Here is a 23,814-nt window from a genome sequence, read left to right as displayed (position 1 = left end):
CCTGTGGCGTGGTGGAAAATATAGATAGGGGTTGTAGGAGGTTGTTACTTAGCCTGTATTAATAAGCGATGTTTGTACTTAGTGAGTGGTCCGGAAAGGCCGTTTTTCGCGGTGTGGCTAAAACTCCTACACGACTTTGCATTTGCCCTCTAAGAAAGTGTTCTTCTTCATACGTCACGTTGTCTGCTGTTGAGTTGAAGCTGATGATCGGTCTGACGAATATTGTTTTTTTTTCCGGCTTTTTAACTTGCATGAAGAGCTAATACTCCGGGTCGGCACTTCTGCCGTGGTGGTATCTATTTGTAGGTCAGGCCGTCATGGATGAGTTTTTTTATGCAATGGATTTGATTTGTAAGGAGTCGTGATCTTCGAAGTGAACCCGTTTCTAAATGTTAAAAAGGGTAAGTTCTGATGAAGAAAAAATTTGTTGGAGTGGCTGGTGCCTTTCTGGCTATCGCTGCTGTCAGTGCGCAAGCAGCCGACTTGAGGGTTAAAGGCTATATCGCGCCTGCCAGTTGCAGTTTTACGATTACCAATACAGTAATAGACTACGGCAGGATTGACCCAGGTTCGCTGAGTGCAACGAATTACACCAAGCTTGCGAAGATGAGCACCCCCTATGCTGTTAGGTGTGGCAGCAACGTAAAGACAAAGGTCGCGATCAAAGCACTGGATAATCGCGCGAGCTCTCAAATCCCAGGTTTGATGCTTAATCAGTTCGGTGGGAACTACAAAGATTTCTATAATTTTGGCTTAGGTACCTCTGCTAAGGGGCAAAAAGTGGGTGGGTATGTCATTCATCTTCGTAATTCTGTAGCAGACAGTCGTGCAGTTGGGATTGTTGCTTCGGAGAATAATGGAGGCTACTGGCATACGAACAGTACCGAAGCGGTAGGTCATACAAATAACTTGACTTCCTGGCGGGCTGGCAATGTATATGCGCCCATTCCGGTGAACACGGTGTCGGGGCAAATCGAAGTTCAGGCCGTCATCAATAAAACATCCGCGTTGGATTTGAATAGTCAAATTAATTTGGATGGTCAAGCAACGCTGGAATTGCGCTACCTCTAAGTACTAATTGATTCAAGTCGATGCAAGTTGCATCGCTCACAGGCAGCGCTGTGACTTGCGTTGGCTATTTTTATCAAAAAAGTGAGAGGCGCGTGGATGGTCGCAATTAAACGCTTTAACTCTGCTCTTACAGTCTGTGCGTGTTTGACTGTGTTTTTTTCTGCTGCCGTGTTCAGTGATGGTATGAGGCCGGACACCACAGTCGTCGTTTTAAATGAGGCTGACGGCGAGGTCAGCATCAACGTTACCAACACGGATAAACTGCCTGCGTTACTGCATTCGGCCATTGAGGATCTTCCTGAGGATCTTGAAGCATTGATCGTGGTCACCCCGCCGGTGACACGCGTAGACGCGGGTGAGAGGCAAATGGTCAGGTTCCTGTCCATTGCCAAGGAGCCGCTCAAGACCCAGCGGTTGAAACGTGTGTCCTTCGAAGGCATCCTTCCGGCCCAGCCAGGGTCGGGTGCGACTATCGGCATCAGTCTTCGGCAGAATCTCCCGCTGATCTTGCACCCCAAGGGGTTGCCCCGGCATGAGGCACCCTGGGAATTGCTGACCTGGCACCTTCAGGGCCGTACCTTGACCGTACGCAACGACAGCCCCTATGTGGTTCGTTTGGCAGCCGATGTCAGGCTGAACCCGCAAGCAGTAAAAGCCAGCCTCTCTCGTACTTACATCCTGCCTGGCGAGGCGCTGAGTGTTGAGTTGAAAAAGCCTGTGCCTGGGAGCACTTCGGTCACTCTTGAGCCCGCTACTGTCTATGGCTTTGTTGTCGACAGCTACGATGCGCTGCTCGTCGCAAATGCGCCGTGACCGACCATGAGAACAATCAACAGAAAAACCGGTGCGGTTCTCAAGCGCTCACGCCAGGCCAACAAGGCGCAAGAGCTTTTCAAATTTAATGGGCTGAGCCTGTCGGTCTGTGTGGCGATATTATCAGGCGTGACGGGGCAAGCACTCGCACAACCAGTGACGTCAATCGCAGGGTTCGACCTGGCCACTTTGCAAGCCCGAGGCATCAGCCCTTCCGTCGCCCAATATTTTCGCCAGGCGCCTCGTTTCAGCGAGGGGGTGCGGGTAGTGGATCTGTCGGTCAATGGCGAGCGCATCGGTCTGACTGACGTACGCTTCGACAGCGAAGGTGAGTTGTGTTTTACCCGCAGTCTGCTGGAGCGCGCAGGCTTGCAGGTGCCTTCATCGGTCATTAACAAGGGGGCGCCCTCCGATCAGACGTGTCATGACTTTCGAGCCGACTACCCCAAGACGGTTACGACATTGCGCCCTGGTAATGAAGAAGTGGCATTGCTGGTGCCAACGGATGCGCTGCGGGAGGCTCAACGAGGTTCCGCAAGCTATGCGCGAGGTGGCACTGCTGCGCTGCTCAATTACGATATCCAAGCCATCAACAGCCACTCACGGCAGGACACCAATCGTTACCTGTCTGCCTCGACGGAGGTGGGTTTCAACTTGGGGGATTGGATTGCCCGCAGTCGCCAGCTCTACATCTCCAATGATCGCAGCACGAAGGCCGAACATTTGTATGCCTACGCCCAGCGGGATTTTTCGTCCCTGGCCTCTACGTTTCAGGTCGGTCAGATATCCGGGGCCAACCCCGTGTTTGGCGGCGTTCAGCTATTGGGCGCACAGCTGTTTCCCGACGGTATTCAAAGTGGCGCGGCCAATAATGGTGTGGTGGTTGAAGGGCAAGCCCTGAGTCAGTCACGGGTTGAGGTCAGGCAGTCTGGCGCATTGATCTACACCACGGTGGTGCCGGAAGGGCCTTTCGCCCTGACCAATCTGCCGTTACTCAATGGCACCAGCGACCTTCAAGTCACGGTCATTGAAACGCGAGGTGGGCAGCGTAGCTTTGTGGTGCCTGCCGCATCTTTTCGTGCGGCGGTACCCGTTGCGTCGGGGTATACGGCGTCAATCGGCAAGGTTCGTGACGTTGAGGGTGCGGGCGCCAAAGAGCCGATGTTGGCGATGGGTAGCGGAACATGGGCGGTGGGTAAATACAGCGCTCTCAGCGCAGGCTGGCAAGGTACGGAGAACTACAATTCGGTCGGCGTAGCGTTGGATAGCAGCTTTTCTCAACGGTTTTCCGTCGGTATGCGTAGCAATCTATCCCGCGAGAATGTTCAAAAGCTTAAAGGTGTCCGCAATAGTATTTCCCTGGGCGCTACGTTACCGGCAGACGTTCAGATGGCATTGAGCGCCACCACCCAGACCCAAGGTTATCGGGATGTGCTCGATACGCTGATGCCTGGGCAAAGGACTGCGCAAAATTCCCGCTTCAAGAACCAATACACCGCGGGGTTCAGTTGGGCCGACCCACAGCTCGGTGGTTTTTCCATTGGCTATACCCGCGGGTCTCAGTTCGATACCCGTACAAGCCAGCATGTCTATGGTTCGTGGAACAGGAGTTTCCTGTACGCCACCGTTGGCGTGACGGTGGACTCCCAGGTCGGTCAATCGCAAAACGCGAACGATAGGGGCAGAGATGACGACGGTGTGGGGGTTCGCCTGCAAGTCAGTGTGCCGTTGGGTGCCGATCGATCTCTTACTTCATATGCCCGACACCAAGGCTCGCGTTCCAGTATCGGCGCGGCCTATGACGAGCGAATTGATGAGGCATTGAATTATCAGGTGCGCAGTGATCATGACTTGGGGGTGGGCTCCGGGCAGACGCTTGGTGGGAACCTCAATGCGACGTCCCGTTATACCCAGTTGGGCGTGGGTATCAATCGTGACTCATCCAGCACCAGTTACAGCGGGCAGTTGCAAGGCGCCGTCGTGGCTCATGCCGGGGGCGTCACGTTGTCTCCGTACCGAGTCGAGGACACCTTTGGCGTCGCCTCGGTAGGCGATATTCCAGGTGCGCGGATCACCACACCACAGGGGCCGGTCTGGACCGATCCCTGGGGCAATGCCGTCATCGCCGGTTTGCCGGCCTATCAAACCAGCCTGCTGGAAGTGGAAGGAAAGACACTGCCCAGGCAGGTGGATATCAAAAATGGCACCAAGGTAGTGGAGGCAGGGCGAGGCTCGTTCAACAAGGTCGAGTTCGATGTGGTGAAAGTGCGGCGGGTCTTGTTGCGAGCCTTTGACTCACAAGGGCAGCCGCTGCCCCAAGGGGCTGCCGTGATGGGCGCCGAGAATGCCTTCCTGACCACCGTGGTGGGAGACGGCATGATTTTCCTGAGCAATGTCGAGGCGTCTCAAACCTTGAAAGTCTCCTCGCCAAGTTCCTCTATCTGTTCACTGCAACTCGACCTCCCGGAGCAAACGTTTAATGGTCAACTTTATGAAACCGCTTCGGCAACTTGTCGTTAAGGCTGGCACTGTGTGCAGCGTGGGGGGGCTGTTGGCGGGGCTCTTGCTGGCGGATGAGGCGGGTGCTGCCTGTCGTTTGTCTTTGAGTCAGCCGCTGATTGATTATGGTCTGCTCAAAGAAAGCGAGCAGCCCAGTGGCCGAGGTGTTTCCTTGGGCGCGCGCACGGTGCGATTAAATGTGATCTGCGCTGAAGCCGCGGTGATAGCCCTGCGATTTCAAGGGTTGCCTGCCGAGGTGCAAGGCTACCGAATGGGTCGGCAAGGCTATTTCAATCTGGCCCTTCATCAGCCAATGCTGGACGGTAAGCCCGTGGAGTTGGCGCAGTTGTATAACCACGCAGAGCGAGGAGGCACATTGCAACCCGGGCAGTCGTTGGTGGTGTTGGCGGGGGGTGTGCCCGCCAGGGGGCTTACGTTTTCTGCGCAGGTGCAGGTTGAGTCATGGCTGTCGGGCGCGGCTACCGCTGTTCGCGATAAAACCACGCTGGAGGGCAGTGGACGGTTCGAATTGGTGCCGGCCGGCTGATGGGTCAGGCAGGTGCTTCAGTAGTGCGAATGAAGTTGGCCAGTTCTGCCGTCTGCGGATCGGCGAACAATACCTTCGGGTCTCCCACCTCATGCACCTTGCCCTGGTGCATGAACACCAACTTGTCCCCCACCTCCCGAGCAAAGCGCATTTCGTGGGTCACCATGATCAGGGTCATGCCGTCCTTGGCCAGTTGGCGCACCACGCTGAGCACTTCGTTGACCAGTTCGGGGTCGAGGGCCGAGGTGATTTCATCGCACAGCAGCACCTTCGGTGACATGGCCAAGGCACGGGCAATGGCCACGCGTTGCTGCTGGCCGCCGGAAAGGCGATCGGGGAAGGCGTCAAATTTCTCCCCCAGCCCGACCCGTTCCAACATCTGCCTGGCCAATTGGGCGGCCTTGGCCTTGGGCACTTTCTGCACCACCTGCGGCGCAAGCATCACGTTCTCGCCCACGGTCAGGTGCGGGAACAGGTTGAACTGCTGGAACACCATCCCGACTTTCTGCCGCAAGCTGCGCAGGTCGGCGCGTGCGGCGTCGAGGTATTCGCCGTCGACCTCGATCACCCCGTCGTTGATGGATTCCAGGCCATTGAGGGTACGCAGCAGTGTGGATTTACCCGAGCCGCTGCGGCCGATGATCGCCACCACCTGACCTTCTTCGACAGTCAGGTCGATGCCCTTGAGCACATGGTGATCGCCGTAATACTTATGCAGGGCAGAAATTCTAAGCAGAGGCATGCAGTCTCCTTTCCAGGTAGCGCGCACTGAGGGACAAGGGGTAGCAGAGCAAAAAGTAACCAAGGGCCACCAGGCCGTAGACCATGAAGGGCTCGAAGGTGGCGTTGGCGAGCATGCCGCCGGTCTTGGTCAGTTCGGTAAAGCCAATGATCGAGGTCACGGCGGTGCCTTTGACCACCTGCACCGAGAAGCCCACCGTCGGCGCCACGGCAATGCGCAGGGCCTGGGGCAGGATCACGTAGCGCAGTTGCTCCAACGGGTTCAACGCCAGGCTGGCTGAGGCTTCCCATTGCCCGTGGGCGATGGAGTCGACGCAGCCGCGCCAAATTTCAGCGAGGTAGGCACTGGTAAACAGCGTCAGGGCGATGGCCGCCGCGAGCCAGGGCGAGATATCCACACCCAGCAGGGCAATGCCGAAAAACACCAGAAACAGCTGCATCAACAGCGGCGTGCCCTGGAACAGTTCGATATAGGTGCGGGCGACATTGCGTGGGAAAGCCTTGCTGCTGATGCGCATCGTCATCACCAGCAAGCCGATCACACCACCGCCGATAAACGCCACCAGCGACAGCAGCAGGGTCCATTGCAGGCCGGTAAGCAGGTTGCGCACGATGTCCCAGAACGAAAAATCACTCATCTGCTGTTCCTCATCACAAACCGGCGGCCGATCCAGTTGAGCAACTGGCGGATCATCAGCGCCATGCATAGGTACACCAGGGTGGTCAGGGCGTAGGTTTCAAAAGCGCGAAAGTTGCGCGACTGGATAAAGTTGGCAGCAAAGCTCAGCTCTTCAGTGGCGATCTGCGAGCACACCGCCGAGCCGAGCATCACGATGATGATCTGGCTGCTCAGGGCCGGCCACACCTTGCCCAGCGCCGGCAGCAGCACTACATGGCGGAACGCTTCAAAGCGCGTCATCGCCAGTGCCGCAGCGGCTTCCAACTGCCCACGGGGTATGGCCTGGATGCCGGCGCGGATGATCTCGGTGGAGTAGGCCCCCAGGTTGATCACCATTGCCAGCACAGCCGCTTGCCACTCGGTGATTTTCAGCCCCAGTGAGGGCAAACCGAAGAAGATGAAAAACAGCTGCACCAGGAACGGCGTGTTGCGGATCAACTCGACATACACACCGAAGAACCACGCGAAGGGCTGGATCTTCCACGCCCGCACCACGGCGCCAACCGTGCCCAGGGCCACCCCCAGGATCGCACCGATCGCCGTCAGCTCGAGGGTGAACAGCGCGCCGCGCAACAGCAGGTCGGTATTGGCCAGCACCGGCACAAAGTCAAATTGATACGCCATGAATCAGCTCCGCTTTCAGAGGTCAGCAGGCAAAGGTTCTTTGAGCCATTGCAGCGCGTTTTTTTCCAGGCTGCCGTCGGCCTTGGCGGCGACCAGGATCTGGTTGACCTTCTCCAACAGTGCCGGCTCGTTCTTGTTCACGCCCACGTACACTGGCGAATCCTTGAGTTTCACTTTCAACGCTGGGACGCGTTTGGGGCTTCGCTCGCTGATCGCAACCATCACCACGTTGCCGCTGGCGATCAGGTCGACCTGGCCGGCCAGGTAGGCGGCGATGGTGGAATTGTTGTCTTCGAAGCGCTTGATGGTGGCTTCCTTGGGCGCTACAGCGCTCAACTCGATGTCTTCGATGGCGCCACGGGTCACGCTGATGGTCTTGCCCTTGAGGTCATCCAGGGTAGTGATCGCCGCGTCAGGCGGGCCAAATACGGCCAGGTAGAACGGCGCGTAGGCCTTGGAGAAGTCGATAACTTTTTCACGCTCGGCGTTCTTGCCCAGGCTGGAAATCACCAGGTCGACCTTGCCAGTCGTCAGGAACGGAATACGGTTGGTGCTGTTGACTGGCGTGAGTTCCAGTTTGACCTTCAGTTGGTCGGCCAGCAGCTTGGCGGTGTCGATGTCCAGGCCGCGGGGCTTCATGTCGGGGCCGACTGAGCCGAACGGCGGGAAGTCCTGGGGCACGGCGACCTTGAGGGTGCCACGGGCGACGATATCGTCCAGACCGTTGGCCTGGGCGGGTGCCTGGCTCAGCATCAGGCTGGCAAACAGGGCAGTGAGCAGGGCGCTGTAACGCTTGGTCATGGCAACTCTCCGAGAAGGGCGAAGGAATTTTCTGAATTTGCTCAGTGCACAGCCCATGCCATGACCCTCAGGATTGGCTGGAACCTAGGGGTTTATTGAGCTTGAGTGGTCTTACTGGTCTGAACAGTTCTTTGGCTTTTCGCACCCTTTTCGAGCGTCGGTAAAACCCCGCGAGCGCCTTTGGGGCGTGGCTTGCCGCCGGCCGCGAATAGCTTTACAACTAGCCGCTCAGTTGTCTGGAACCTTGAGTTTTTTATGAATTCCATCGCCCAAGCCGTACCGGAAGCGGCCCTGCAGGCCATCCGCAAACTGATCAAGGAGCAAGGCTTTGGCCCGGGCGATGCGCTGCCCTCCCAGCGTGATCTGGCGGTGCAACTGGGGGTGAGCCGGGCGTCGCTGCGTGAGGCGCTTTCGTCCTTGAGTGCCTTGGGTGTGGTGAGTGTGCAGCCGGGTAAGGGCGTGTTTGTGCAGGCGGCTGAGGAGTCGCCAGGGTTTGCCTGGCCGTTTGCGGCCCAGGCCACGCCGCTGGATATCTTCCAGTTGCGCTACGCGCTGGAGGGGTTCGCGGCGGGGCTGGCGGCGGTGACGTTGACGATCGATGAGCTGGACCTGCTCGAAGACAACGTCGAAGCCATGCGCAAAGTGCTCAAGGCCGGTGACTTCGAGGCGGCGGCCCGGTTGGACTTCGAATTTCACCAGCGCATCCTGCTGGCCAGTGGTAACCAGGCGATGGTGAGCATTCTGAGTGCCAGTGCCGACGTGTTCCTGGAGAGTCAGAAACTACCGTTCATCCGGCCGGAACGGGCCATGGAAACCTGGCAGGAACATCGCAAGATCCTGCGCGCCCTGGCCCGGCGCGCCAGTACGGCGGCGCAGAAAACCATGCAGGAACACGTACGTAACGCAGCGCTACGTACCGGCATTGCCTTCGTGACCCCCGTAATGCCGTGAGCCAGGCGATACCCAAACTCATGCATCACCATAGCAAGACTCAATCAGACGCGGCTTCCTGAACGGGGGAAGGGCGGCTATGATGGGCCACGTTTTTTTTGCTTACAATCCGGAGACATCCATGAGCAACGATCTTATCAAGCACGTCACCGACGCGACCTTTGAGGCCGAAGTACTCAAGGCTCAAGGCCCGGTGCTGGTTGACTACTGGGCTGAATGGTGCGGCCCTTGCAAAATGATCGCGCCTGTTCTGGACGACATTGCTACTGCTTACGAAGGCAAACTGACCATTGCCAAGCTGAACATCGACGACAATCAGGAAACCCCGGCCAAGCACGGCGTGCGTGGTATCCCGACGCTGATGCTGTTCAAGGATGGTGACGTTGCAGCCACTAAAGTTGGCGCACTGTCGAAGTCCCAGCTGCAAGCTTTCCTCGACGCGAACATCTAAGCGTCGTCAAAAAAGCCCCGCAAATTGCGGGGCTTTTTCGTGAAACAGGGCTAGACGCTCTGAAAGTCAGGTGGTACATTCGGCCCCGCACTGGTTTCTCCACTGCCCCCTGCATGCCGTCGCCGACGCACTCCTTTTCGAATTAGTACGCGATCCTGTCGCCTTCTCTGCGGCGCGGCCTCATTAAGCCAAAAGCTTAATTTCCCCCCTCCATAAATGATTACGTCATTCCTATATGAATCTGACTGAACTCAAGCAAAAGCCGATTACCGACCTGCTCCAGCTGGCCGAAGAAATGGGCATAGAAAATATGGCCCGTTCGCGCAAGCAGGACGTGATTTTCTCCCTGCTCAAGAAGCACGCGAAAAGCGGCGAGGAAATCTCCGGTGATGGCGTGCTGGAGATTCTCCAGGACGGCTTCGGCTTCCTGCGCTCTGCTGACGCTTCCTATCTCGCCGGCCCAGACGATATCTACGTCTCGCCGAGCCAGATCCGTCGCTTCAACTTGCGCACCGGTGACACCATCGTTGGCAAGATCCGACCTCCAAAGGAAGGCGAGCGGTATTTCGCCCTGCTCAAGGTCGACACAATCAACTTCGATCGTCCCGAGAACGCGAAAAACAAGATTCTCTTCGAGAACTTGACCCCGCTGTTCCCGACGGTGCGCATGAAGATGGAAGCCGGCAACGGTTCCACCGAAGACTTGACCGGTCGTGTAATCGACCTGTGCGCCCCGATCGGCAAAGGCCAGCGTGGCCTGATCGTCGCACCGCCGAAAGCCGGTAAGACCATCATGCTGCAGAACATTGCAGCGAACATCGCCCGTAACAATCCTGAAGTTCACCTGATCGTATTGCTGATCGATGAACGTCCGGAAGAAGTAACCGAAATGCAGCGCACCGTGCGCGGCGAAGTGGTTGCCTCCACGTTCGATGAGCCGCCAACCCGTCACGTACAGGTTGCCGAAATGGTGATCGAGAAGGCCAAGCGCCTGGTCGAACACAAGAAGGACGTGGTGATCCTGCTCGACTCCATCACCCGTCTGGCCCGTGCCTACAACACCGTGATCCCAAGCTCCGGCAAGGTATTGACCGGTGGTGTCGATGCCCACGCCCTGGAGAAACCGAAACGTTTCTTCGGCGCTGCGCGCAACATCGAAGAAGGCGGCTCGCTGACCATTATCGCCACCGCACTGGTTGAAACCGGTTCGAAGATGGACGAAGTGATCTACGAAGAGTTCAAGGGTACCGGCAACATGGAGCTGCCCCTGGACCGTCGCATCGCGGAAAAACGCGTGTTCCCGGCGATCAACATCAACCGTTCCGGCACCCGCCGCGAAGAGTTGCTGACGGCCGACGACGAACTGCAGCGCATGTGGATCCTGCGCAAGCTGCTGCACCCGATGGATGAAGTTGCAGCCATCGAGTTCCTGGTCGACAAGTTGAAAACCACCAAGACCAACGACGAGTTCTTCTTGTCGATGAAGCGCAAGTAATACAGCGTTTCAGGTCCGAAAGAATGGCGCCCTCAGGGGCGCCATTTTTTTTGCGCCCGCTTTTTAAGCGCGCCTGGCAGGCAAATACCCCTCGGAGCAGGTAGGATGTATGCCTATTTTACGGGTGGCATGGTTAATGAAATTCAAGGATCTTCGGGATTTCGTGCAGCAACTTGAGCAGCGCGGAGAGTTGAAACGTATCCAGATGCCGATTTCCCCGGTGCTGGAAATGACTGAGATTTGCGACCGCACCCTGCGCAACAAGGGCCCGGCGCTGCTGTTCGAGAACCCGACTGGTTTCGATATCCCGGTGCTCGGCAACCTGTTCGGCACCCCTGAGCGCGTTGCGTTTGGCATGGGCGCCGAGTCGGTCGGCGAATTGCGCGAGATCGGCAAGCTGCTGGCCTTCCTCAAGGAGCCCGAGCCGCCCAAGGGCTTGAAGGACGCCTGGTCGAAGCTGCCGATCTTCCGCAAGATCATTGCCATGGCCCCCAAGGTGGTCAAGGACGCGGTGTGCCAAGAGGTCGTCATCGAAGGCGATGACGTCGACCTGGCCATGCTCCCGGTGCAGACCTGCTGGCCCGGTGACGTCGGCCCGCTGATCACCTGGGGCCTGACCGTCACCAAAGGCCCGAACAAAGACCGCCAGAACCTCGGCATCTACCGCCAACAAGTGATCGGCCGCAACAAGGTGATCATGCGTTGGTTGAGCCACCGTGGCGGTGCGCTGGATTACCGCGAGTGGTGCGAAAAACACCCCGGCCAGCCGTTCCCTGTTTCCGTGGCGTTGGGCGCTGACCCGGCGACCATCCTCGGCGCCGTGACCCCGGTGCCCGACAGCCTGTCCGAATACGCCTTTGCCGGCCTGCTGCGGGGTAACCGCACCGAGCTGGTGAAATGCCGTGGCAACGACCTGCAAGTGCCAGCCACTGCTGAAATCATCCTTGAAGGCGTGATTCATCCGGGCGAAATGGCCGATGAAGGCCCTTACGGCGACCACACCGGCTACTACAACGAAGTCGACAGCTTCCCGGTATTCACCGTCGAGCGCATCACCCACCGGATCAAACCGATCTACCACAGCACCTACACCGGCCGGCCGCCGGATGAGCCGGCCATTCTGGGCGTGGCGCTCAACGAAGTGTTCGTGCCGATCCTGCAAAAGCAATTCCCGGAGATCACTGACTTCTACCTGCCGCCCGAAGGCTGCTCGTATCGCATGGCCATCGTGACCATGAAGAAGTCGTACCCGGGCCATGCCAAGCGGGTAATGCTTGGTGTGTGGTCGTTTTTGCGACAGTTCATGTACACCAAGTTCGTTATCGTCACCGACGACGACATCAACGCCCGCGACTGGAACGACGTGATCTGGGCCATTACCACGCGCATGGACCCCAAGCGCGACACGGTGATGATCGACAACACACCGATCGACTACCTCGACTTCGCCTCGCCGGTGTCGGGCCTGGGCTCGAAGATGGGCCTGGATGCCACCCACAAGTGGCCGGGTGAAACCACCCGCGAGTGGGGCCGTGTGATCGTCAAGGATGAAGCCGTCACAGCCCGTGTCGATGCGATTTGGAAAGAATTGGGAATAGATTGATGCGTGTAACCCTGCAACCTTCCGGCGCTGTGCTGGAGTTGGTCCCTGGCGAACGAATCCTCGAAGGTGCGCGCCGCCTGGGCTACGAGTGCCCCCAGGCCTGTCGCAACGGCGTGTGCCACGTATGTGCCGCGCTGCTGGTGGAAGGCCGGGTGCAGCAAGCCGGTGAAGTGCGTGACCACGGTGAGTTCTACACCTGCATTGCCGAGCCGCTGGAAGATTGCATTGTGATGTGGGATGGCGTGTTGGCGCCGGGAGAGTTGCCGTTGCGCAAGTTGTCGTGCCAGTTGAGTGAGTGCGTTGAAGTGGGGGGCGATGTGTGGCGCGTGCGCCTGCGGGCTCCTGCGGGCAAGGCGGTGCGTTACCACGCCGGGCAATACCTGATGATCGAGCGGGAGAATGGCGATAAGTCGGCGTTTTCCCTGGCCTCGGCGCCCCATGCCGGGCGTGAGCTGGAGTTGCATGTGCTGGCCCGTGAAGACAGCGCCCGTAGCCTGCTTGAGCAACTGCAGCGTAACCAGATGGCGCGCATCGAGCTGCCGTATGGCGATACCCACCTGGCCGAGTTGCCGGACGGGCCATTGGTGCTGATCGCCGCCGGTACCGGTATGGCGCAGATGCATAGCCTGATCGAGCATTGCCGCGCTTCTGGCTTCAAGCACCCTGTGCACTTGTACTGGGGCGTACGTCGCCCGGAAGACTTCTACGACATCGAGCACTGGGAACAGTGGAAGCAGCTGCCCAACCTGTACCTGCACAAAGTCGTCAGCGACCTGTGCGGCTGGGAAGGGCGCTGCGGGTTGCTGCATGAAGCGGTGTGCGAAGACATCAGCGACCTCAAGGCTGTGTATGTGTACGCCAGTGGGTCGCCAGCGATGATCTACGGCACGTTGGATGCGCTGGTTGAGGCGGGTATGGATGCGCACCAGATGCGCGCCGATGTGTTTGCCTACGCGCCCCGGCCATAAATCACTGACGTACGCCGATCAAAATGTGGGAGGGAGCAAGCCCCCTCCCACATTTGACTTTGTTGTGTCAGGGTTAGAACCGCACGCCCGTCGTCACCATCGCTGCATTGAACCCCAGCAACACGAGTTCCGCCGCTACCGGCCCGTAATGGGTGCCCACCGACGGAATAATCACCGGCGCCACGCCAAAACGGTTCAACGGAATCTTGTCCCGGTACTTTCCGCGATAGCCCTGAATCGCCCCTCCGGTCAGCTTCAGGTACACCGGGTAGTCCGTCATTTCATAGCGCTTGCCCGCATAGGCGTAGTACGAGCGCTGCCTGAACGAGTTGCGAAACGTTGCCCCGCCGTACACAAAACCTGAGGCCTCATTGCGCTCGAGGCCAATCAGATCCTGATGGTTGTTGTGCTCAGGGTCGGGCGCGAAGTGGCGGGTGTAGACGCTGGTCTGCGCGTACCAAAAGCCTTTGTCGTCTTCGGTAGGCGCCGCTTCGCCGGCCAAAGCGCTAGTGGCCTGGGCCAGGAACAGCAGGCCTGACAATCGGAATTTCTTCATGGGGGCGACCTCGGTAGTCGGTTTTGGGGCGGCTAGGTGGGTCGTGATAAGTGCCCCATTTTGACGGGTCGTTGCGCCCCCAGGCTGAACCAGGGCTGAAAGTAGCGTTATTGGTGCGTCCAATCCTGACGAACGGGCGCCGGGCATATACTTTTACTTATGCTTTTAAGGTATTTAATTCGAGCACAGCAGTGTGTTCCATTACGCTAAAGTGACTTACAACCTGTAACAGCTTCCCGCCGGCACAAAGGAGACCTCAGCGATCCGCCATGACCGCCATTGAATCCGATCTTATGCAGTTGGCTTACCCTCCGCGACTCGACCTCGGGCCGCAACTCACTCACGAACAATTGATGAGCTCGATGCAGGCCACCATGGGCCGGCACAAGGGTGGGCCGGTGTGGCTGTTTGCGTATGGATCGCTGATCTGGCGCCCCGAATGTTCGTCCACCGAGCGCGTGCGGGCACGGGTTCACGGTTATCACCGGGGGCTGTATCTGTGGTCTCACGAGCATAGGGGCACGCCAGAACTGCCGGGCCTGGTGTTTGGCCTGGATCGCGGGGGCTCGTGCAGCGGATTTGCCTACCGCTTGCCGGAGGATCAACTGGAAGCTTCGCTGTACGCACTGTGGTGCCGCGAAATGCCTTATCCCTCCTACCGGCCACACTGGCTCAGCTGCCGTCTTGAAGATGGCACCCAGGTGCAGGCGTTGGGGTTTGTGTTGGAGCGGCACTTGCCCAGTTATGCAGGGAACCTGCCCGATCAAGTGTTGAATCACGTGCTGCAAAGCGCTTGCGGGCGTTACGGCACTACTCGCGATTATGTCGAGCAGACCGTCAACGCCCTGCGTAGCCACGCCATGCCAGATAAAAACCTGGAGGCGCGGCTCAAGCGTTGTGCGAAGGGCTGTTCAGGCGGCGATTAACGCGCCGAGCTGACGCTGTTGGTGTGCCACAGCGTTGGGATCAGGAACGCGATCGCCAGCACGCAGGCGCCGATCAGCAGCACAAAACCACCGTCCCAGCCGAAATGGTCCACGGTGTAGCCCATGGCTGCACTCGCCGCGACCGAACCGCCGAGGTAGCCAAACAGGCCGGTAAAGCCCGCAGCCGTACCGGCGGCTTTTTTCGGTGCCAATTCCAGCGCCTGCAGGCCGATCAGCATCACTGGGCCGTAGATCAGGAAGCCAATCGACACCAGCGCGATCATGTCGACCATCGGGTTCCCCGGCGGGTTGAGCCAGTACACCAGGGTCGCCACGGTCACCAATGCCATAAACACGATGCCGGTCAGGCCGCGATTGCCTCGGAAGATCTTGTCCGACATCCAGCCGCACAGCAGCGTGCCCGGAATGCCGGCCCACTCGTAGAAGAAGTACGCCCAGGACGATTTATCGACCGTGAAGTGCTTGGCTTCTTTCAAGTAGGTGGGCGCCCAGTCCAGCACGCCGTAGCGCAGCAGGTAGACGAACACGTTGGCAAAGGCGATGTACCACAGCATTTTGTTGCGCAGCACGTACTTGACGAAGATTTCCTTGGCGCTGAATTCATCTTCGTGGCTGGCGTCGTAGCCTTCCGGGTAGTCGTTCTTGTACTTCTCGATAGGCGGCAGGCCTACCGATTGCGGGGTGTCGCGCATGGTGATGAAGGCGAATGCCGCCACTGCCAAGGCCACGGTGGCCGGTACGTAAAACGCCGCATGCCAGTCGTTGAACCAGGCCATGCCCAGCAGGAACAGCGGGCCGATCAGGCCGCCGCCGACGTTGTGCGCCACGTTCCACACCGATACCACGCCGCCGCGTTCTTTCTGCGACCACCAGTGCACCATGGTCCGCCCACTTGGCGGCCAGCCCATGCCCTGCGCCCAGCCGTTGATGAACAGCAAAATGAACATCATGGTCACGCTGGAGGTTGCCCAAGGTGCGAAACCGAAAATGAACATCACTCCGGCTGAAACCAGCAGGCCAAAGGGCAGGAAGTAGCGTGGGTTAGAGCGGTCGGACACCAGCCCCATGAGGAACTTGGACAAGCCGTAGGCGATGGCGATGGCCGACATTGCCAGGCCCAGCTCGCCGCGGGTGTAACCCTCGTCGATCAAGTAGGGCATGGCCAGGGAGAAGTTTTTGCGCAGCAGGTAGTAACCGGCGTAACCGAAGAAAATACCCGCGAAGATCTGCCAGCGCAGGCGTCGGTAGGTGCTGTCTATTTTTTCTTCAGGCAGGGGCGCCTGATGTGCGGCAGGACGAAAGAAAGCAAACATTCAAGAGCTCCAGATTTCTTGTTTTGACTGCGGATGCGAATGTTACAGTTTCGTTACCGAAAATAGCATCGCCTCTTATCTGCAAACACAGGAAATGAGAGCAAGTGCATGTTCTCTTACGAACATGTCGCGAATGGGTAAGTGTGGGTCGGGATGAGGTCTTAAGGCCACTGAGCATCTAATGTGGGAGCTGGCTTGCCTGTGATGGCGGTCTATCAGTTGCACATGTGGTGGCTGACCCGCCGCTATCGCAGGCAAGCCAGCTCCCACAAGGATTGCATTCCAGGTCTGTTAGCGGGTTTGAACCACCACCTTGCCCACCGCCCGACGCTGCCCAAGGTCATTGATCGCCTGCGCGGCCTGCTCCAGCGGGTACACCTGCGACACCAACGGCTTCAACTTGCCCTCGCCGTACCATCCAAACAACTGCTGGAAATTCGCCGCATTATCCTGCGGCTGGCGCTGGGCAAACGAGCCCCAGAACACCCCGACCACCGCCGCGCCCTTTAGCAGCGCCAGGTTCACCGGCAGCTCAGGGATGCGCCCACTGGCAAAGCCCACCACCAGTAAGCGGCCATTCCAGGCAATGCTGCGGATAGCCTGGTCAAACAGGTCGCCGCCCACCGGGTCGTAGATCACATCGGCGCCGTTGCCGTCGGTGAGTCGTTTGATCTCGTCCTTCAGGTTGGTTTCGCTGTAATTGATCAACTCATCGGCGCCGGCGGCCTTGGCCACCGCGAGTTTGTCGGCGCTGCTGGCTGCTGCGATCACTCGGGCGCCCATGGCCTTGCCGATTTCCACCGCAGCCAGGCCCACGCCACCGGAGGCGCCGAGTACCAGCAGGGTTTCGCCCGGTTGCAGGTTGGCGCGTTGCTTGAGGGCATGCATGGAGGTGCCGTAGGTCATGCTGAAGGCGGCGGCGGTGTTGAAGCCCATGCTGGGCGGGATCGGCAGCACGTTATAGCCCGGCACCGCGACTTGCTCGGCAAAACTACCCCAGCCAGTCAGCGCCATGACCCGGTCGCCGACTTTCAAGTGGCTGACCTTTTCACCTACTTCACTGACCACACCGGCCGCCTCGCCGCCGGGCGAGAACGGGAAGGGCGGCTTGAACTGGTACTTGCCCTCGATGATCAAGGTGTCCGGGAAATTGACCCCAGCGGCATGCACGTCCAACAGGATTTCGTTCTTCTTGATCGCCGGGCGCTCGATTTCTTCCAGCACCAGGGTTTCGGCGGGGCCGAAGGCTTTGCACAGCACAGCTTTCATCGGGCTATTCCTTTTGGTGTCATGGCCGATAAGTGTAGGAGGGTAAGCGGGTGGGTCAACGAGCATGCCCCGGCCTGATAAGTCGCCATAAGCTTGTGCTCAGCCTTGCTAGCGTTATGCTACTGGCCACCGAATTTGAGGAATGAACTGTGAAAGCGTGGATCTTGTTGATGCTGGCCCTGACGTTGCCGATGGCAGCCCAGGCCGAAGAAGCCAAAGAAGGCGAGGCGCCGAAGATCAGCTACATCAGCCTCAGCCCGCCGTTCGTGGGTAACTATGGCCTGGACGGCACCGCGAAACTCAAGGTGTTCAAGGCCGATATCGCCCTGCGCGTAACCGGCACCGAAGCCGCCGCGGCCGTTAAAGCCAACGACGCCTTGATTCGTAACCAGTTGGTGGCGCTGTTCACCCAGCAGACCAACGAGACGATGAGCACCGTCGAAGGCAAAGAGAAACTGCGCCAGGAAGCCTTGAAGCAGACCCAGCAAGTGATGAACGACGAAACCGGCAAACCGGTAGTGGAAGACCTGTTGTTCAACAACCTGATCATCCAGTAATCCGTCAAAGCAACCCGATGATCGCCGCCCATTGCTCGGCGGTCACCGGCATCACGGACAGCCGGCTGCCCTTTTGCACCAGGGGCAATTCGGCCAGCGCCGCTTGTTGCTTCAAGTAGCCCAGGCCCAGCACCTTGGGAAAGGTTTTGACGTGCGCTACATCAATCGCACTCCACGGGTTTTTCTCCGTGCTGGCCTTGGCGTCGAAATAGTGGCTTTCAGGTTCCAGGGCCGTGGGGTCGGGGTAAGCCGCCTTGATGATCTTTGCGATGCCAGCAATACCCGGCTCTGGGCAACTGGAGTGGTAGAAGAAGAATTCGTCGCCTTCTGCCATGGCACGTAAAAAGTTGCGCGCCTGGTAATTGCGAACCCCGTCCCAGCGAGCTTCGCCAAGCTTTTCGAGGCCCTTGATGGAGAGTTCGTCGGGCTCGGATTTCATCAGCCAATAGGCCATTTTTGCGCTCCTGAAAAAGGCATTGGGCAAGTTGTCTGGCAATTTAATGACAAACCGACAGTCGGTTGGCGCCAAGGTTTGCGTGTTGGTTCACGTTACCGCAGAATGCCGGCTTTTAAAGCTTGACGCAGCTACAACGGACTACTTTGGAACGTTGTTGTCATCGTGTACGAGGTGCCTGAAGGGGGGCAATCGATGCAACGTAAACCGGATTTACTATGGATTTTGGTTATTTTGTTTGGTCTGGGCGTCGTGACCACCGGGTATGCGCAAAGCTTGTGGTCGAACAAGACCGATGCTCCCGTCGAACTGACTCAGCAACAGCCGCAACCGTTCAAGCGTTAACCCTTCCCCAAGACGCCGCTTTTTACTGCGGCGTCTGTGCGATATACCACTGCTTGTCAGTGACGGTGCCTGCCAACGGCACATCCCAACTCGCTTGCACCAGTCGATCGACCTTCTGACACTCATGGGCCAGGCCCAGCAACGTCGGCTTGCGCCAGCTCTGGCGGCGGGCTAAATAGGCGAGGCTGCGATCATAGAAGCCGCCGCCCATTCCCAGGCGCCCACCCGTCTCATCGAAGCCCACCAATGGCAGCAATACCAGGTCCAGCGCCCAGACCTTGCGTTGCCGGCTGATATTTACCCGTGGTTCAAGAATGCGAAACCGATTGGGCCTCAGCTTTTCCCCAGGGCGTACGCGCTGAAACACCATCTTCGTGCGTGGCCAGGCGCTCAGCACCGGCAGGTAAGTGGCCTTGCCCCGGCGCTGGGCAGCGCGCAGCAGCAAGCGCGGATCGATTTCACCGTCCGTCGGTAGATACAGGGAAATATGTTTGGCCCGGCGAAACAGCGGGTGCTGTGCCAGTTGCCGATACAGGCCGACAGCGGCCTTGCGTTGCGCGCAAGGTGTGAGTGCGCGTCGGGCCTTGCGCAACATGCGTCGAAGTTGCGGACGGGAAAGCGGCGCAGGTTCGGTCATGGTTTTCGGCTCATAAAACAATGCCAGTCCGAAGACTGGCATTGAGTTTGGGAATTCAGGCTCCCCGACAGAACCGCTGTCGACTAAGCCCTTGAACCCGAAAGTTCAAGGTGGAAGAAGCAGTAGGCTTTAAGGCTTTCCGTCTAGCGGACATGCACACCAGCCCAACGTGCAACTTCCAGGGTAGTGCGAATCGGCTCCGGGACATCGCCGACTGGCAAGCACGCCAGGGAGTGGGGCGAGTATACCTTAAACACTCACGGCAATCAGCCCTTGGGTGCGTCCGAATCGCTGGAAAGCACCAGATCAACACGCTCCAGCAGGTCGCGTACCTGCTCGCGCGTCGAGCCGCTGGCCTGTACGTCAGGGCGCTCCTGCTTATGCAGCAGGTCGTGGGTGATATTCAGCGCGGCCATCACGGCGATACGGTCGGCGCCGATGACTTTGCCGCTGCTGCGGATTTCACGCATCTTGCCATCCAGGTAACGGGCGGCGCTCACCAGGTTGTTGCGCTCTTCCTGGGGGCAGATGATCGAATATTCTTTGTCGAGAATCTGCACGGTGACGCTATTGCTTGAACTCATGAGTCTTGCTCCAGGGCCTTCAGGCGCGAAATCATCGATTCGACCTTACGCCGGGCGATTTCGTTTTTTTCAATGAGGTGAGCGCGTTCCTCGCGCCAGGTCTTTTCCTGAGCTAGTAGGAGTCCGTTTTGACTCTTAAGTTGCTCGACCCGAGTAATTAGCAATTCGAGTCTGGCCATCAGCGCTTGCAGGTCGGTGTCTTCCATTGGGTTCCACTGGATTTTGTCTGATGAATGGCAACTGCAGGATAAACGATCTGACGCCCTTGATAGTCTTGGTACGTCTGCCGGTGCTAGGATACAGCGCTCCATTCTAGACATTGCGCCGTCTGGCGCCTAGCTCACCATGCCTATTCAGAACTCCCCGTACGACGCTTTCTCCAAACTGCTGAGCACCAGCGGCCATCCTTGCTCGCCTGCTGAATTGCATGGCGTGTTGTTGGGCCGCAGCTGCACCGGCGTTGGCTTTGATGCCGACAACTGGCTGGCCGATGTGGCCGAGCTGCTGGAAACCGAGCCGACCGACAACGTGCGCAACGCGCTGATTGGCCTGCAGGAAATGGTCAAGGGCGAGTTGACCGGTGATGACGTTACCGTCGTCCTGCTGTTGCCCACCGACGACGCGCCGCTCGCCGACCGTGCTGCCGCCCTGGGCCAATGGTGCCAAGGCTTCCTTCACGGTTTCGGCGTGAACGCCGGCGGCCTGGACCTGAGCACCGACGCCAAGGAAGTGCTGCAAGACCTGGCGGCGATCTCCCAAGTGCAAGACGCCCTGGAAGAGTCTGAAGACGGCGAAGGCGACTACATGGAAGTGATGGAATACCTGCGCGTTGCGCCGCTGCTACTGTTCACCGAGACCAAAAAGTCCGCTGAACCTGCTGCAACCAAGCCGTCGCTGCACTAAGAAAGGAAGCCCATCTGCCCATGATTCATATCCCCCGAGCGGAATACACCCGGCGCCGCAAGGCGCTCATGGCGCAGATGGAACCCAACAGCATCGCGATCCTGCCGGCCGCCGCCGTGGCGATCCGCAACCGTGATGTCGAGCACGTGTACCGCCAGGACAGCGACTTCCAGTACCTGAGCGGCTTTCCCGAGCCTGAAGCGGTGATCGTGCTGATGCCCGGTCGCCTGCATGGCGAGTACGTGCTGTTTTGCCGCGAACGCAACGCCGAACGCGAACTGTGGGACGGCCTGCGCGCCGGCACCGAAGGCGCGATCCGCGACTTTGGCGCCGACGACGCGTTCCCCATTACCGATATCGACGACATCCTGCCCGGCCTGATCGAAGGCCGTGACCGGGTGTATTCGGCCATGGGCAGCAATGCCGAATTCGACCGCCACCTGATGGAGTGGATCAACGTGATCCGCTCTAAAGCGCACCTCGGCGCCCAGCCGCCGAACGAATTCGTTGCCCTGGATCATCTGCTTCACGACATGCGCCTGTATAAATCGGCGGCAGAAGTGAAGGTGATGCGCGAAGCGGCACGCATTTCTTGCGCAGCTCATGTGCGGGCGATGCAGGCCAGTCGCGCCGGGTTGCATGAGTTCAGCCTCGAAGCCGAGCTCGATTACGAATTTCGCAAGGGCGGCGCGAAGATGCCGGCCTATGGCTCCATCGTCGCCGCCGGGCGCAACAGCTGCATCCTGCATTACCAGCAGAATGACGCCGTGCTCAAGGATGGCGACCTGGTGCTGATCGACGCCGGTTGCGAGATCGACTGCTACGCCAGCGACATCACCCGTACCTGGCCGGTCAACGGCACGTTTTCGCCGGAACAAAAGGCGATCTACGACATTGTGCTGGCCTCCCAGGAAGCCGCCTTTGCCCAGATCGCCCCGGACAAGCATTGGAACCAGGCCCACGAAGCGACGGTGCAAGTCATCACCGCCGGGTTGGTAAAGCTGGGCTTGCTGCAAGGTGACGTCGACGAGTTGATCGCCAGCGAAGCCTACAAAGCCTTCTACATGCACCGCGCCGGCCACTGGCTGGGCATGGATGTGCATGACGTGGGCGAGTACAAGGTGGGCGGTGAATGGCGTGTGCTGGAAGTTGGCATGGCCTTGACCGTGGAGCCGGGCATCTACATCGCGCCGGACAACCAGACCGTGGCAAAGAAGTGGCGTGGCATTGGCGTGCGCATCGAGGACGACGTGGTAGTGACCAAGCAAGGCTGTGAAATCCTGACCGGTGGCGTGCCCAAGACGGTCGCCGAGATCGAAGCGCTGATGGCGGCGGCCCGATGAGTCGGGTCAACCTGGCCATTATCGGCGGCGGCCTGGTGGGCGCCAGCCTGGCGCTGGCGTTGCAGGCCGGGGCCAAGGCCCGTGGCTGGAAGATCGTGCTGATCGAGCCGTTCGCCCCAGGCGACAGCTACCAGCCGAGCTACGATGCGCGTTCATCGGCGTTGTCGTACGGCGCCCAGCAGATCTATCAACGCCTGGGTCTGTGGCAAGACATCTCTCGCCGTGCCGAGCCGATCAAGCAGATTCATGTGTCGGACCGGGGGCGTTTTTCCACTGCGCGCTTGTCTGCCATGGAAGAGGGCGTACCGGCGCTGGGCTACGTGGTGGAAAACGCTTGGCTCGGCCAGTGCCTGTGGCAAGGGCTGGACAAGGACGTGGTCAGCTGGCGTTGCCCAGCCGAAGTCACGCGCATGGAGCCGTTGCCCGATGGCTACCGCCTGACCCTCAACGATGAAACCGTCCTGGAATGCGACCTCGCCGTGCTGGCCGACGGCGGCCGCTCCGGCCTGCGTGAGCAACTGGGCATCGGCGTGAAAACCCGGCCGTATAACCAGAGCGCGCTGATCGCCAATATCACCCCAAGCGAAGCCCACAACGGCGAAGCCTTCGAGCGCTTCACCGATGAGGGCCCGATGGCGCTGCTGCCGCTGCCCGACAACCGCTGTGCGCTGGTGTGGACGCGCATCGGTATGGACGCCCAGCGACTGGCCAACCTCGATGAGCGTGCCTTTCTCAGTGAATTGCAGGGCGTGTTCGGCTATCGCCTCGGCACCCTCAAACAAGTCGGCGCCCGCCATCTGTACCCGCTGACCCTGGTGGAAGCCGAAGAACAAGTGCGTTCCCACCTGGCCATTCTCGGCAATGCGGCCCACAGCCTGCATCCGATTGCCGGGCAGGGTTTCAACCTGTCCCTGCGCGATGCGAATGCCTTGGCCGAAGCGTTACTGGCAGGGCCTCAAGTGCCGGGCGACCTGGCGACGTTGCAGGGCTACCGCGAGCGCCAACGCCTGGACCAGAAACTGACCGTGGGCTTCTCCGACCAGGTCACGCGCCTGTTTGGCAGCGCCCAACCGTTGGTCGCACTGGGCCGCAATATGGGCCTGCTGGGTCTGGACTTGCTGCCGCCGGCCAAACGCTGGTTCGCCCGTCAGGCCATGGGCCTGGGCACGCGCCCCGATGCGTAAGTGGTTGATCGCGCGCATCGGTAAAGCGCGGCTGTTGCGTTGGGTCATGACCCTGTATCCGCCGTACCTGGGCGCGGGTGTCAGCGTGCAGCACATGAGCGCCGATTTTCGCCACGTCAAAGTGCGCATGGGCCTGGGCTGGTACAACCGCAACTACGTCGGCACGCAGTTTGGCGGCAGCCTGTATTCGATGGTCGACCCGTTCTACATGCTGTTATTGATGGAGAACCTGGGCCGCGATTACATCGTGTGGGACAAGGCCGCCAGCATCGATTTCATCTCGCCGGGCAAAGGCCCGGTGTACGCCGAATTTACCATCGACGACGCGTTGCTCGATGAGATTCGCCGGCAGACCGAAGGGGGCGAGAAATACTTGCCCCACCTCAAGGTCGACATTCATGACGGCTCCGGCACCTTGGTGGCGCGGGTCGACAAAACTCTTTACGTGCGGCGCAAGCCGCCAGCGAGACAGGCTTAAA

The 23,814-nt window shown here is 59.1% G+C and carries 27 protein-coding genes and 1 other RNA gene; 16 read left to right on the top strand and 12 right to left on the bottom strand.

The features are described 5' to 3' along the window. The first annotated feature begins 411 nt into the window (after positions 1 to 411). The 4 genes from ICY20_RS07475 (at position 412) to ICY20_RS07460 (ending at position 4,930) form a co-directional block, all read left to right on the top strand. Positions 412 to 1,071, top strand: a complete 660-nt coding sequence (locus tag ICY20_RS07475; protein WP_159956276.1) for a DUF1120 domain-containing protein — start codon at positions 412 to 414, stop codon at positions 1,069 to 1,071. A gap of 96 nt (positions 1,072 to 1,167) precedes the next feature. Then, positions 1,168 to 1,884, top strand: coding sequence for a fimbria/pilus chaperone family protein (locus ICY20_RS07470; RefSeq protein WP_159956521.1), 717 nt, complete (start codon positions 1,168 to 1,170; stop codon positions 1,882 to 1,884). A gap of 6 nt (positions 1,885 to 1,890) precedes the next feature. Beyond that, entirely contained in the window at positions 1,891 to 4,404 is a 2,514-nt protein-coding gene (locus ICY20_RS07465; RefSeq protein WP_194937234.1) for a fimbria/pilus outer membrane usher protein, read from the top strand. Positions 4,405 to 4,447: 43 nt separating this feature from the next. After that, positions 4,448 to 4,930, top strand: coding sequence for a DUF1120 domain-containing protein (locus tag ICY20_RS07460; protein ID WP_159956264.1), 483 nt, complete (start codon positions 4,448 to 4,450; stop codon positions 4,928 to 4,930). A gap of 4 nt (positions 4,931 to 4,934) precedes the next feature. On the opposite strand, the gene ICY20_RS07455 is transcribed toward ICY20_RS07460, so the two are convergent. Genes ICY20_RS07455 through ICY20_RS07440 form a run of 4 tightly spaced genes read right to left on the bottom strand, consistent with a single transcriptional unit; the run spans position 4,935 to position 7,775 of the window. Next, positions 4,935 to 5,672 carry an amino acid ABC transporter ATP-binding protein gene (locus ICY20_RS07455; protein WP_159956262.1) on the bottom strand — a complete coding sequence of 246 codons (738 nt, stop codon included), beginning with the start codon at positions 5,670 to 5,672 and terminating at the stop codon, positions 4,935 to 4,937. Next, positions 5,659 to 6,309, bottom strand: coding sequence for an amino acid ABC transporter permease (locus ICY20_RS07450; RefSeq protein WP_076013093.1), 651 nt, complete (start codon positions 6,307 to 6,309; stop codon positions 5,659 to 5,661). The genes ICY20_RS07455 and ICY20_RS07450 overlap by 14 nt, the downstream gene beginning before the upstream one ends. Beyond that, positions 6,306 to 6,974, bottom strand: coding sequence for an amino acid ABC transporter permease (locus tag ICY20_RS07445; RefSeq protein ID WP_017736949.1), 669 nt, complete (start codon positions 6,972 to 6,974; stop codon positions 6,306 to 6,308). Before ICY20_RS07445 ends, ICY20_RS07450 begins: the two co-directional genes overlap by 4 nt. 15 nt (positions 6,975 to 6,989) lie before the next feature. Further along, on the bottom strand, positions 6,990 to 7,775 hold the full coding sequence (locus tag ICY20_RS07440) for a transporter substrate-binding domain-containing protein (RefSeq protein ID WP_159956260.1): 786 nt from the start codon (positions 7,773 to 7,775) through the stop codon (positions 6,990 to 6,992). Positions 7,776 to 8,030: 255 nt separating this feature from the next. On the opposite strand from ICY20_RS07440, the gene ICY20_RS07435 reads away from it, so the two are divergent. From ICY20_RS07435 to ICY20_RS07415, 5 genes are all read left to right on the top strand, one after another. After that, the gene (locus ICY20_RS07435; RefSeq protein WP_159956258.1) at positions 8,031 to 8,726 is read left to right on the top strand and encodes a FadR/GntR family transcriptional regulator; all 696 of its coding nucleotides are present in this window, start codon (positions 8,031 to 8,033) and stop codon (positions 8,724 to 8,726) included. A gap of 121 nt (positions 8,727 to 8,847) precedes the next feature. Next, the gene (trxA, locus tag ICY20_RS07430) at positions 8,848 to 9,177 is read left to right on the top strand and encodes a thioredoxin TrxA (RefSeq protein WP_159956256.1); all 330 of its coding nucleotides are present in this window, start codon (positions 8,848 to 8,850) and stop codon (positions 9,175 to 9,177) included. A 235-nt stretch (positions 9,178 to 9,412) separates the two neighbouring features. Beyond that, positions 9,413 to 10,672, top strand: a complete 1,260-nt coding sequence (gene rho / locus ICY20_RS07425; protein WP_016973082.1) for a transcription termination factor Rho — start codon at positions 9,413 to 9,415, stop codon at positions 10,670 to 10,672. A 136-nt stretch (positions 10,673 to 10,808) separates the two neighbouring features. After that, entirely contained in the window at positions 10,809 to 12,275 is a 1,467-nt protein-coding gene (gene ubiD / locus ICY20_RS07420; protein ID WP_159956254.1) for a 4-hydroxy-3-polyprenylbenzoate decarboxylase, read from the top strand. Continuing rightward, positions 12,275 to 13,243: a CDP-6-deoxy-delta-3,4-glucoseen reductase gene (locus ICY20_RS07415; protein ID WP_194937233.1), complete on the top strand. Its 969-nt coding sequence runs from the start codon at positions 12,275 to 12,277 to the stop codon at positions 13,241 to 13,243. Before ubiD ends, ICY20_RS07415 begins: the two co-directional genes overlap by 1 nt. A 73-nt stretch (positions 13,244 to 13,316) precedes the next feature. Here ICY20_RS07415 and ICY20_RS07410 read toward each other — a convergent pair whose 3' ends face one another. Then, positions 13,317 to 13,799, bottom strand: coding sequence for a sn-glycerol-3-phosphate transporter (locus ICY20_RS07410; protein ID WP_194937232.1), 483 nt, complete (start codon positions 13,797 to 13,799; stop codon positions 13,317 to 13,319). A 269-nt stretch (positions 13,800 to 14,068) separates the two neighbouring features. Between ICY20_RS07410 and ICY20_RS07405 the strand changes: the two genes are divergently transcribed. Next, positions 14,069 to 14,725: a gamma-glutamylcyclotransferase gene (locus ICY20_RS07405; protein WP_159956248.1), complete on the top strand. Its 657-nt coding sequence runs from the start codon at positions 14,069 to 14,071 to the stop codon at positions 14,723 to 14,725. Here the strand turns inward: ICY20_RS07405 and glpT are convergent. Both glpT and ICY20_RS07395 read right to left on the bottom strand, forming a co-directional pair. Then, positions 14,722 to 16,059 carry a glycerol-3-phosphate transporter gene (gene glpT / locus ICY20_RS07400; protein ID WP_015886453.1) on the bottom strand — a complete coding sequence of 446 codons (1,338 nt, stop codon included), beginning with the start codon at positions 16,057 to 16,059 and terminating at the stop codon, positions 14,722 to 14,724. The two genes, ICY20_RS07405 and glpT, sit on opposite strands and share 4 nt — an antisense overlap. A gap of 291 nt (positions 16,060 to 16,350) precedes the next feature. Then, positions 16,351 to 17,328, bottom strand: a complete 978-nt coding sequence (locus ICY20_RS07395; protein WP_159956247.1) for an NADPH:quinone oxidoreductase family protein — start codon at positions 17,326 to 17,328, stop codon at positions 16,351 to 16,353. Between the two features lie 149 nt (positions 17,329 to 17,477). Here ICY20_RS07395 and ICY20_RS07390 point away from each other — a divergent pair, with 149 nt between their 5' ends. Next, positions 17,478 to 17,885: a flagellar basal body-associated protein FliL gene (locus tag ICY20_RS07390; RefSeq protein ID WP_194937231.1), complete on the top strand. Its 408-nt coding sequence runs from the start codon at positions 17,478 to 17,480 to the stop codon at positions 17,883 to 17,885. A gap of 4 nt (positions 17,886 to 17,889) precedes the next feature. On the opposite strand, the gene ICY20_RS07385 is transcribed toward ICY20_RS07390, so the two are convergent. Beyond that, positions 17,890 to 18,339, bottom strand: a complete 450-nt coding sequence (locus ICY20_RS07385; RefSeq protein WP_159956243.1) for an EVE domain-containing protein — start codon at positions 18,337 to 18,339, stop codon at positions 17,890 to 17,892. A 195-nt stretch (positions 18,340 to 18,534) separates the two neighbouring features. On the opposite strand from ICY20_RS07385, the gene ICY20_RS07380 reads away from it, so the two are divergent. Further along, positions 18,535 to 18,684, top strand: a complete 150-nt coding sequence (locus tag ICY20_RS07380; RefSeq protein WP_092355790.1) for a hypothetical protein — start codon at positions 18,535 to 18,537, stop codon at positions 18,682 to 18,684. A gap of 22 nt (positions 18,685 to 18,706) precedes the next feature. Here the strand turns inward: ICY20_RS07380 and ICY20_RS07375 are convergent, their stop codons facing one another. The 4 genes from ICY20_RS07375 to ICY20_RS07360 form a co-directional block, all read right to left on the bottom strand. After that, on the bottom strand, positions 18,707 to 19,321 hold the full coding sequence (locus ICY20_RS07375) for a 5-formyltetrahydrofolate cyclo-ligase (protein ID WP_194937230.1): 615 nt from the start codon (positions 19,319 to 19,321) through the stop codon (positions 18,707 to 18,709). A 57-nt stretch (positions 19,322 to 19,378) separates the two neighbouring features. After that, positions 19,379 to 19,557, bottom strand: a non-coding RNA gene (gene ssrS, locus ICY20_RS07370) — 6S RNA. A gap of 30 nt (positions 19,558 to 19,587) precedes the next feature. Beyond that, positions 19,588 to 19,905 carry a cell division protein ZapA gene (locus ICY20_RS07365; RefSeq protein WP_003176812.1) on the bottom strand — a complete coding sequence of 106 codons (318 nt, stop codon included), beginning with the start codon at positions 19,903 to 19,905 and terminating at the stop codon, positions 19,588 to 19,590. Then, positions 19,902 to 20,111 carry a TIGR02449 family protein gene (locus ICY20_RS07360; RefSeq protein ID WP_007982902.1) on the bottom strand — a complete coding sequence of 70 codons (210 nt, stop codon included), beginning with the start codon at positions 20,109 to 20,111 and terminating at the stop codon, positions 19,902 to 19,904. The genes ICY20_RS07365 and ICY20_RS07360 overlap by 4 nt, the downstream gene beginning before the upstream one ends. Before the next feature lie 139 nt (positions 20,112 to 20,250). Between ICY20_RS07360 and ICY20_RS07355 the strand changes: the two genes are divergently transcribed. Genes ICY20_RS07355 through ICY20_RS07340 form a run of 4 tightly spaced genes read left to right on the top strand, consistent with a single transcriptional unit; the run spans position 20,251 to position 23,813 of the window. Next, a complete protein-coding gene (locus ICY20_RS07355; protein ID WP_159956239.1) occupies positions 20,251 to 20,808 on the top strand; it encodes a YecA/YgfB family protein in 558 nt (185 codons plus the stop codon). A gap of 20 nt (positions 20,809 to 20,828) precedes the next feature. Next, positions 20,829 to 22,151, top strand: coding sequence for a Xaa-Pro aminopeptidase (gene pepP / locus ICY20_RS07350; RefSeq protein WP_159956237.1), 1,323 nt, complete (start codon positions 20,829 to 20,831; stop codon positions 22,149 to 22,151). Continuing rightward, on the top strand, positions 22,148 to 23,335 hold the full coding sequence (gene ubiH / locus ICY20_RS07345) for a 2-octaprenyl-6-methoxyphenyl hydroxylase (protein WP_159956235.1): 1,188 nt from the start codon (positions 22,148 to 22,150) through the stop codon (positions 23,333 to 23,335). The genes pepP and ubiH overlap by 4 nt, the downstream gene beginning before the upstream one ends. Further along, complete coding sequence (locus ICY20_RS07340) at positions 23,328 to 23,813, top strand: DUF4442 domain-containing protein (protein WP_159956233.1); 486 nt, start codon at positions 23,328 to 23,330, stop codon at positions 23,811 to 23,813. The genes ubiH and ICY20_RS07340 overlap by 8 nt, the downstream gene beginning before the upstream one ends. Position 23,814: the final 1 nt, after the last annotated feature.

The organism is Pseudomonas pisciculturae (assembly GCF_015461805.1).
Lineage (GTDB): Bacteria > Pseudomonadota > Gammaproteobacteria > Pseudomonadales > Pseudomonadaceae > Aquipseudomonas > Aquipseudomonas pisciculturae.
Note: the sequence above shows the minus strand (reverse complement) of the source record. Positions and strands in the feature narration are given on the sequence as shown.

Bases quoted from the DNA above. Each gene is read 5' to 3' on its own strand.
- ICY20_RS07475 (WP_159956276.1), top strand. From the start codon at position 412: ATGAAGAAAAAATTTGTTGGAGTGGCTGGTGCCTTTCTGGCTATCGCT.
- ICY20_RS07470 (WP_159956521.1), top strand. From the start codon at position 1,168: ATGGTCGCAATTAAACGCTTTAACTCTGCTCTTACAGTCTGTGCGTGT.
- ICY20_RS07465 (WP_194937234.1), top strand. From the start codon at position 1,891: ATGAGAACAATCAACAGAAAAACCGGTGCGGTTCTCAAGCGCTCACGC.
- ICY20_RS07455 (WP_159956262.1), bottom strand. From the start codon at position 5,672: ATGCCTCTGCTTAGAATTTCTGCCCTGCATAAGTATTACGGCGATCAC.
- ICY20_RS07450 (WP_076013093.1), bottom strand. From the start codon at position 6,309: ATGAGTGATTTTTCGTTCTGGGACATCGTGCGCAACCTGCTTACCGGC.
- ICY20_RS07445 (WP_017736949.1), bottom strand. From the start codon at position 6,974: ATGGCGTATCAATTTGACTTTGTGCCGGTGCTGGCCAATACCGACCTG.
- ICY20_RS07440 (WP_159956260.1), bottom strand. From the start codon at position 7,775: ATGACCAAGCGTTACAGCGCCCTGCTCACTGCCCTGTTTGCCAGCCTG.
- ICY20_RS07435 (WP_159956258.1), top strand. From the start codon at position 8,031: ATGAATTCCATCGCCCAAGCCGTACCGGAAGCGGCCCTGCAGGCCATC.
- trxA (WP_159956256.1), top strand. From the start codon at position 8,848: ATGAGCAACGATCTTATCAAGCACGTCACCGACGCGACCTTTGAGGCC.
- rho (WP_016973082.1), top strand. From the start codon at position 9,413: ATGAATCTGACTGAACTCAAGCAAAAGCCGATTACCGACCTGCTCCAG.
- ubiD (WP_159956254.1), top strand. From the start codon at position 10,809: ATGAAATTCAAGGATCTTCGGGATTTCGTGCAGCAACTTGAGCAGCGC.
- ICY20_RS07415 (WP_194937233.1), top strand. From the start codon at position 12,275: ATGCGTGTAACCCTGCAACCTTCCGGCGCTGTGCTGGAGTTGGTCCCT.
- ICY20_RS07410 (WP_194937232.1), bottom strand. From the start codon at position 13,799: ATGAAGAAATTCCGATTGTCAGGCCTGCTGTTCCTGGCCCAGGCCACT.
- ICY20_RS07405 (WP_159956248.1), top strand. From the start codon at position 14,069: ATGACCGCCATTGAATCCGATCTTATGCAGTTGGCTTACCCTCCGCGA.
- glpT (WP_015886453.1), bottom strand. From the start codon at position 16,059: ATGTTTGCTTTCTTTCGTCCTGCCGCACATCAGGCGCCCCTGCCTGAA.
- ICY20_RS07395 (WP_159956247.1), bottom strand. From the start codon at position 17,328: ATGAAAGCTGTGCTGTGCAAAGCCTTCGGCCCCGCCGAAACCCTGGTG.
- ICY20_RS07385 (WP_159956243.1), bottom strand. From the start codon at position 18,339: ATGGCCTATTGGCTGATGAAATCCGAGCCCGACGAACTCTCCATCAAG.
- ICY20_RS07380 (WP_092355790.1), top strand. From the start codon at position 18,535: ATGCAACGTAAACCGGATTTACTATGGATTTTGGTTATTTTGTTTGGT.
- ICY20_RS07375 (WP_194937230.1), bottom strand. From the start codon at position 19,321: ATGACCGAACCTGCGCCGCTTTCCCGTCCGCAACTTCGACGCATGTTG.
- ICY20_RS07365 (WP_003176812.1), bottom strand. From the start codon at position 19,905: ATGAGTTCAAGCAATAGCGTCACCGTGCAGATTCTCGACAAAGAATAT.
- ICY20_RS07360 (WP_007982902.1), bottom strand. From the start codon at position 20,111: ATGGAAGACACCGACCTGCAAGCGCTGATGGCCAGACTCGAATTGCTA.
- ICY20_RS07355 (WP_159956239.1), top strand. From the start codon at position 20,251: ATGCCTATTCAGAACTCCCCGTACGACGCTTTCTCCAAACTGCTGAGC.
- pepP (WP_159956237.1), top strand. From the start codon at position 20,829: ATGATTCATATCCCCCGAGCGGAATACACCCGGCGCCGCAAGGCGCTC.
- ubiH (WP_159956235.1), top strand. From the start codon at position 22,148: ATGAGTCGGGTCAACCTGGCCATTATCGGCGGCGGCCTGGTGGGCGCC.
- ICY20_RS07340 (WP_159956233.1), top strand. From the start codon at position 23,328: ATGCGTAAGTGGTTGATCGCGCGCATCGGTAAAGCGCGGCTGTTGCGT.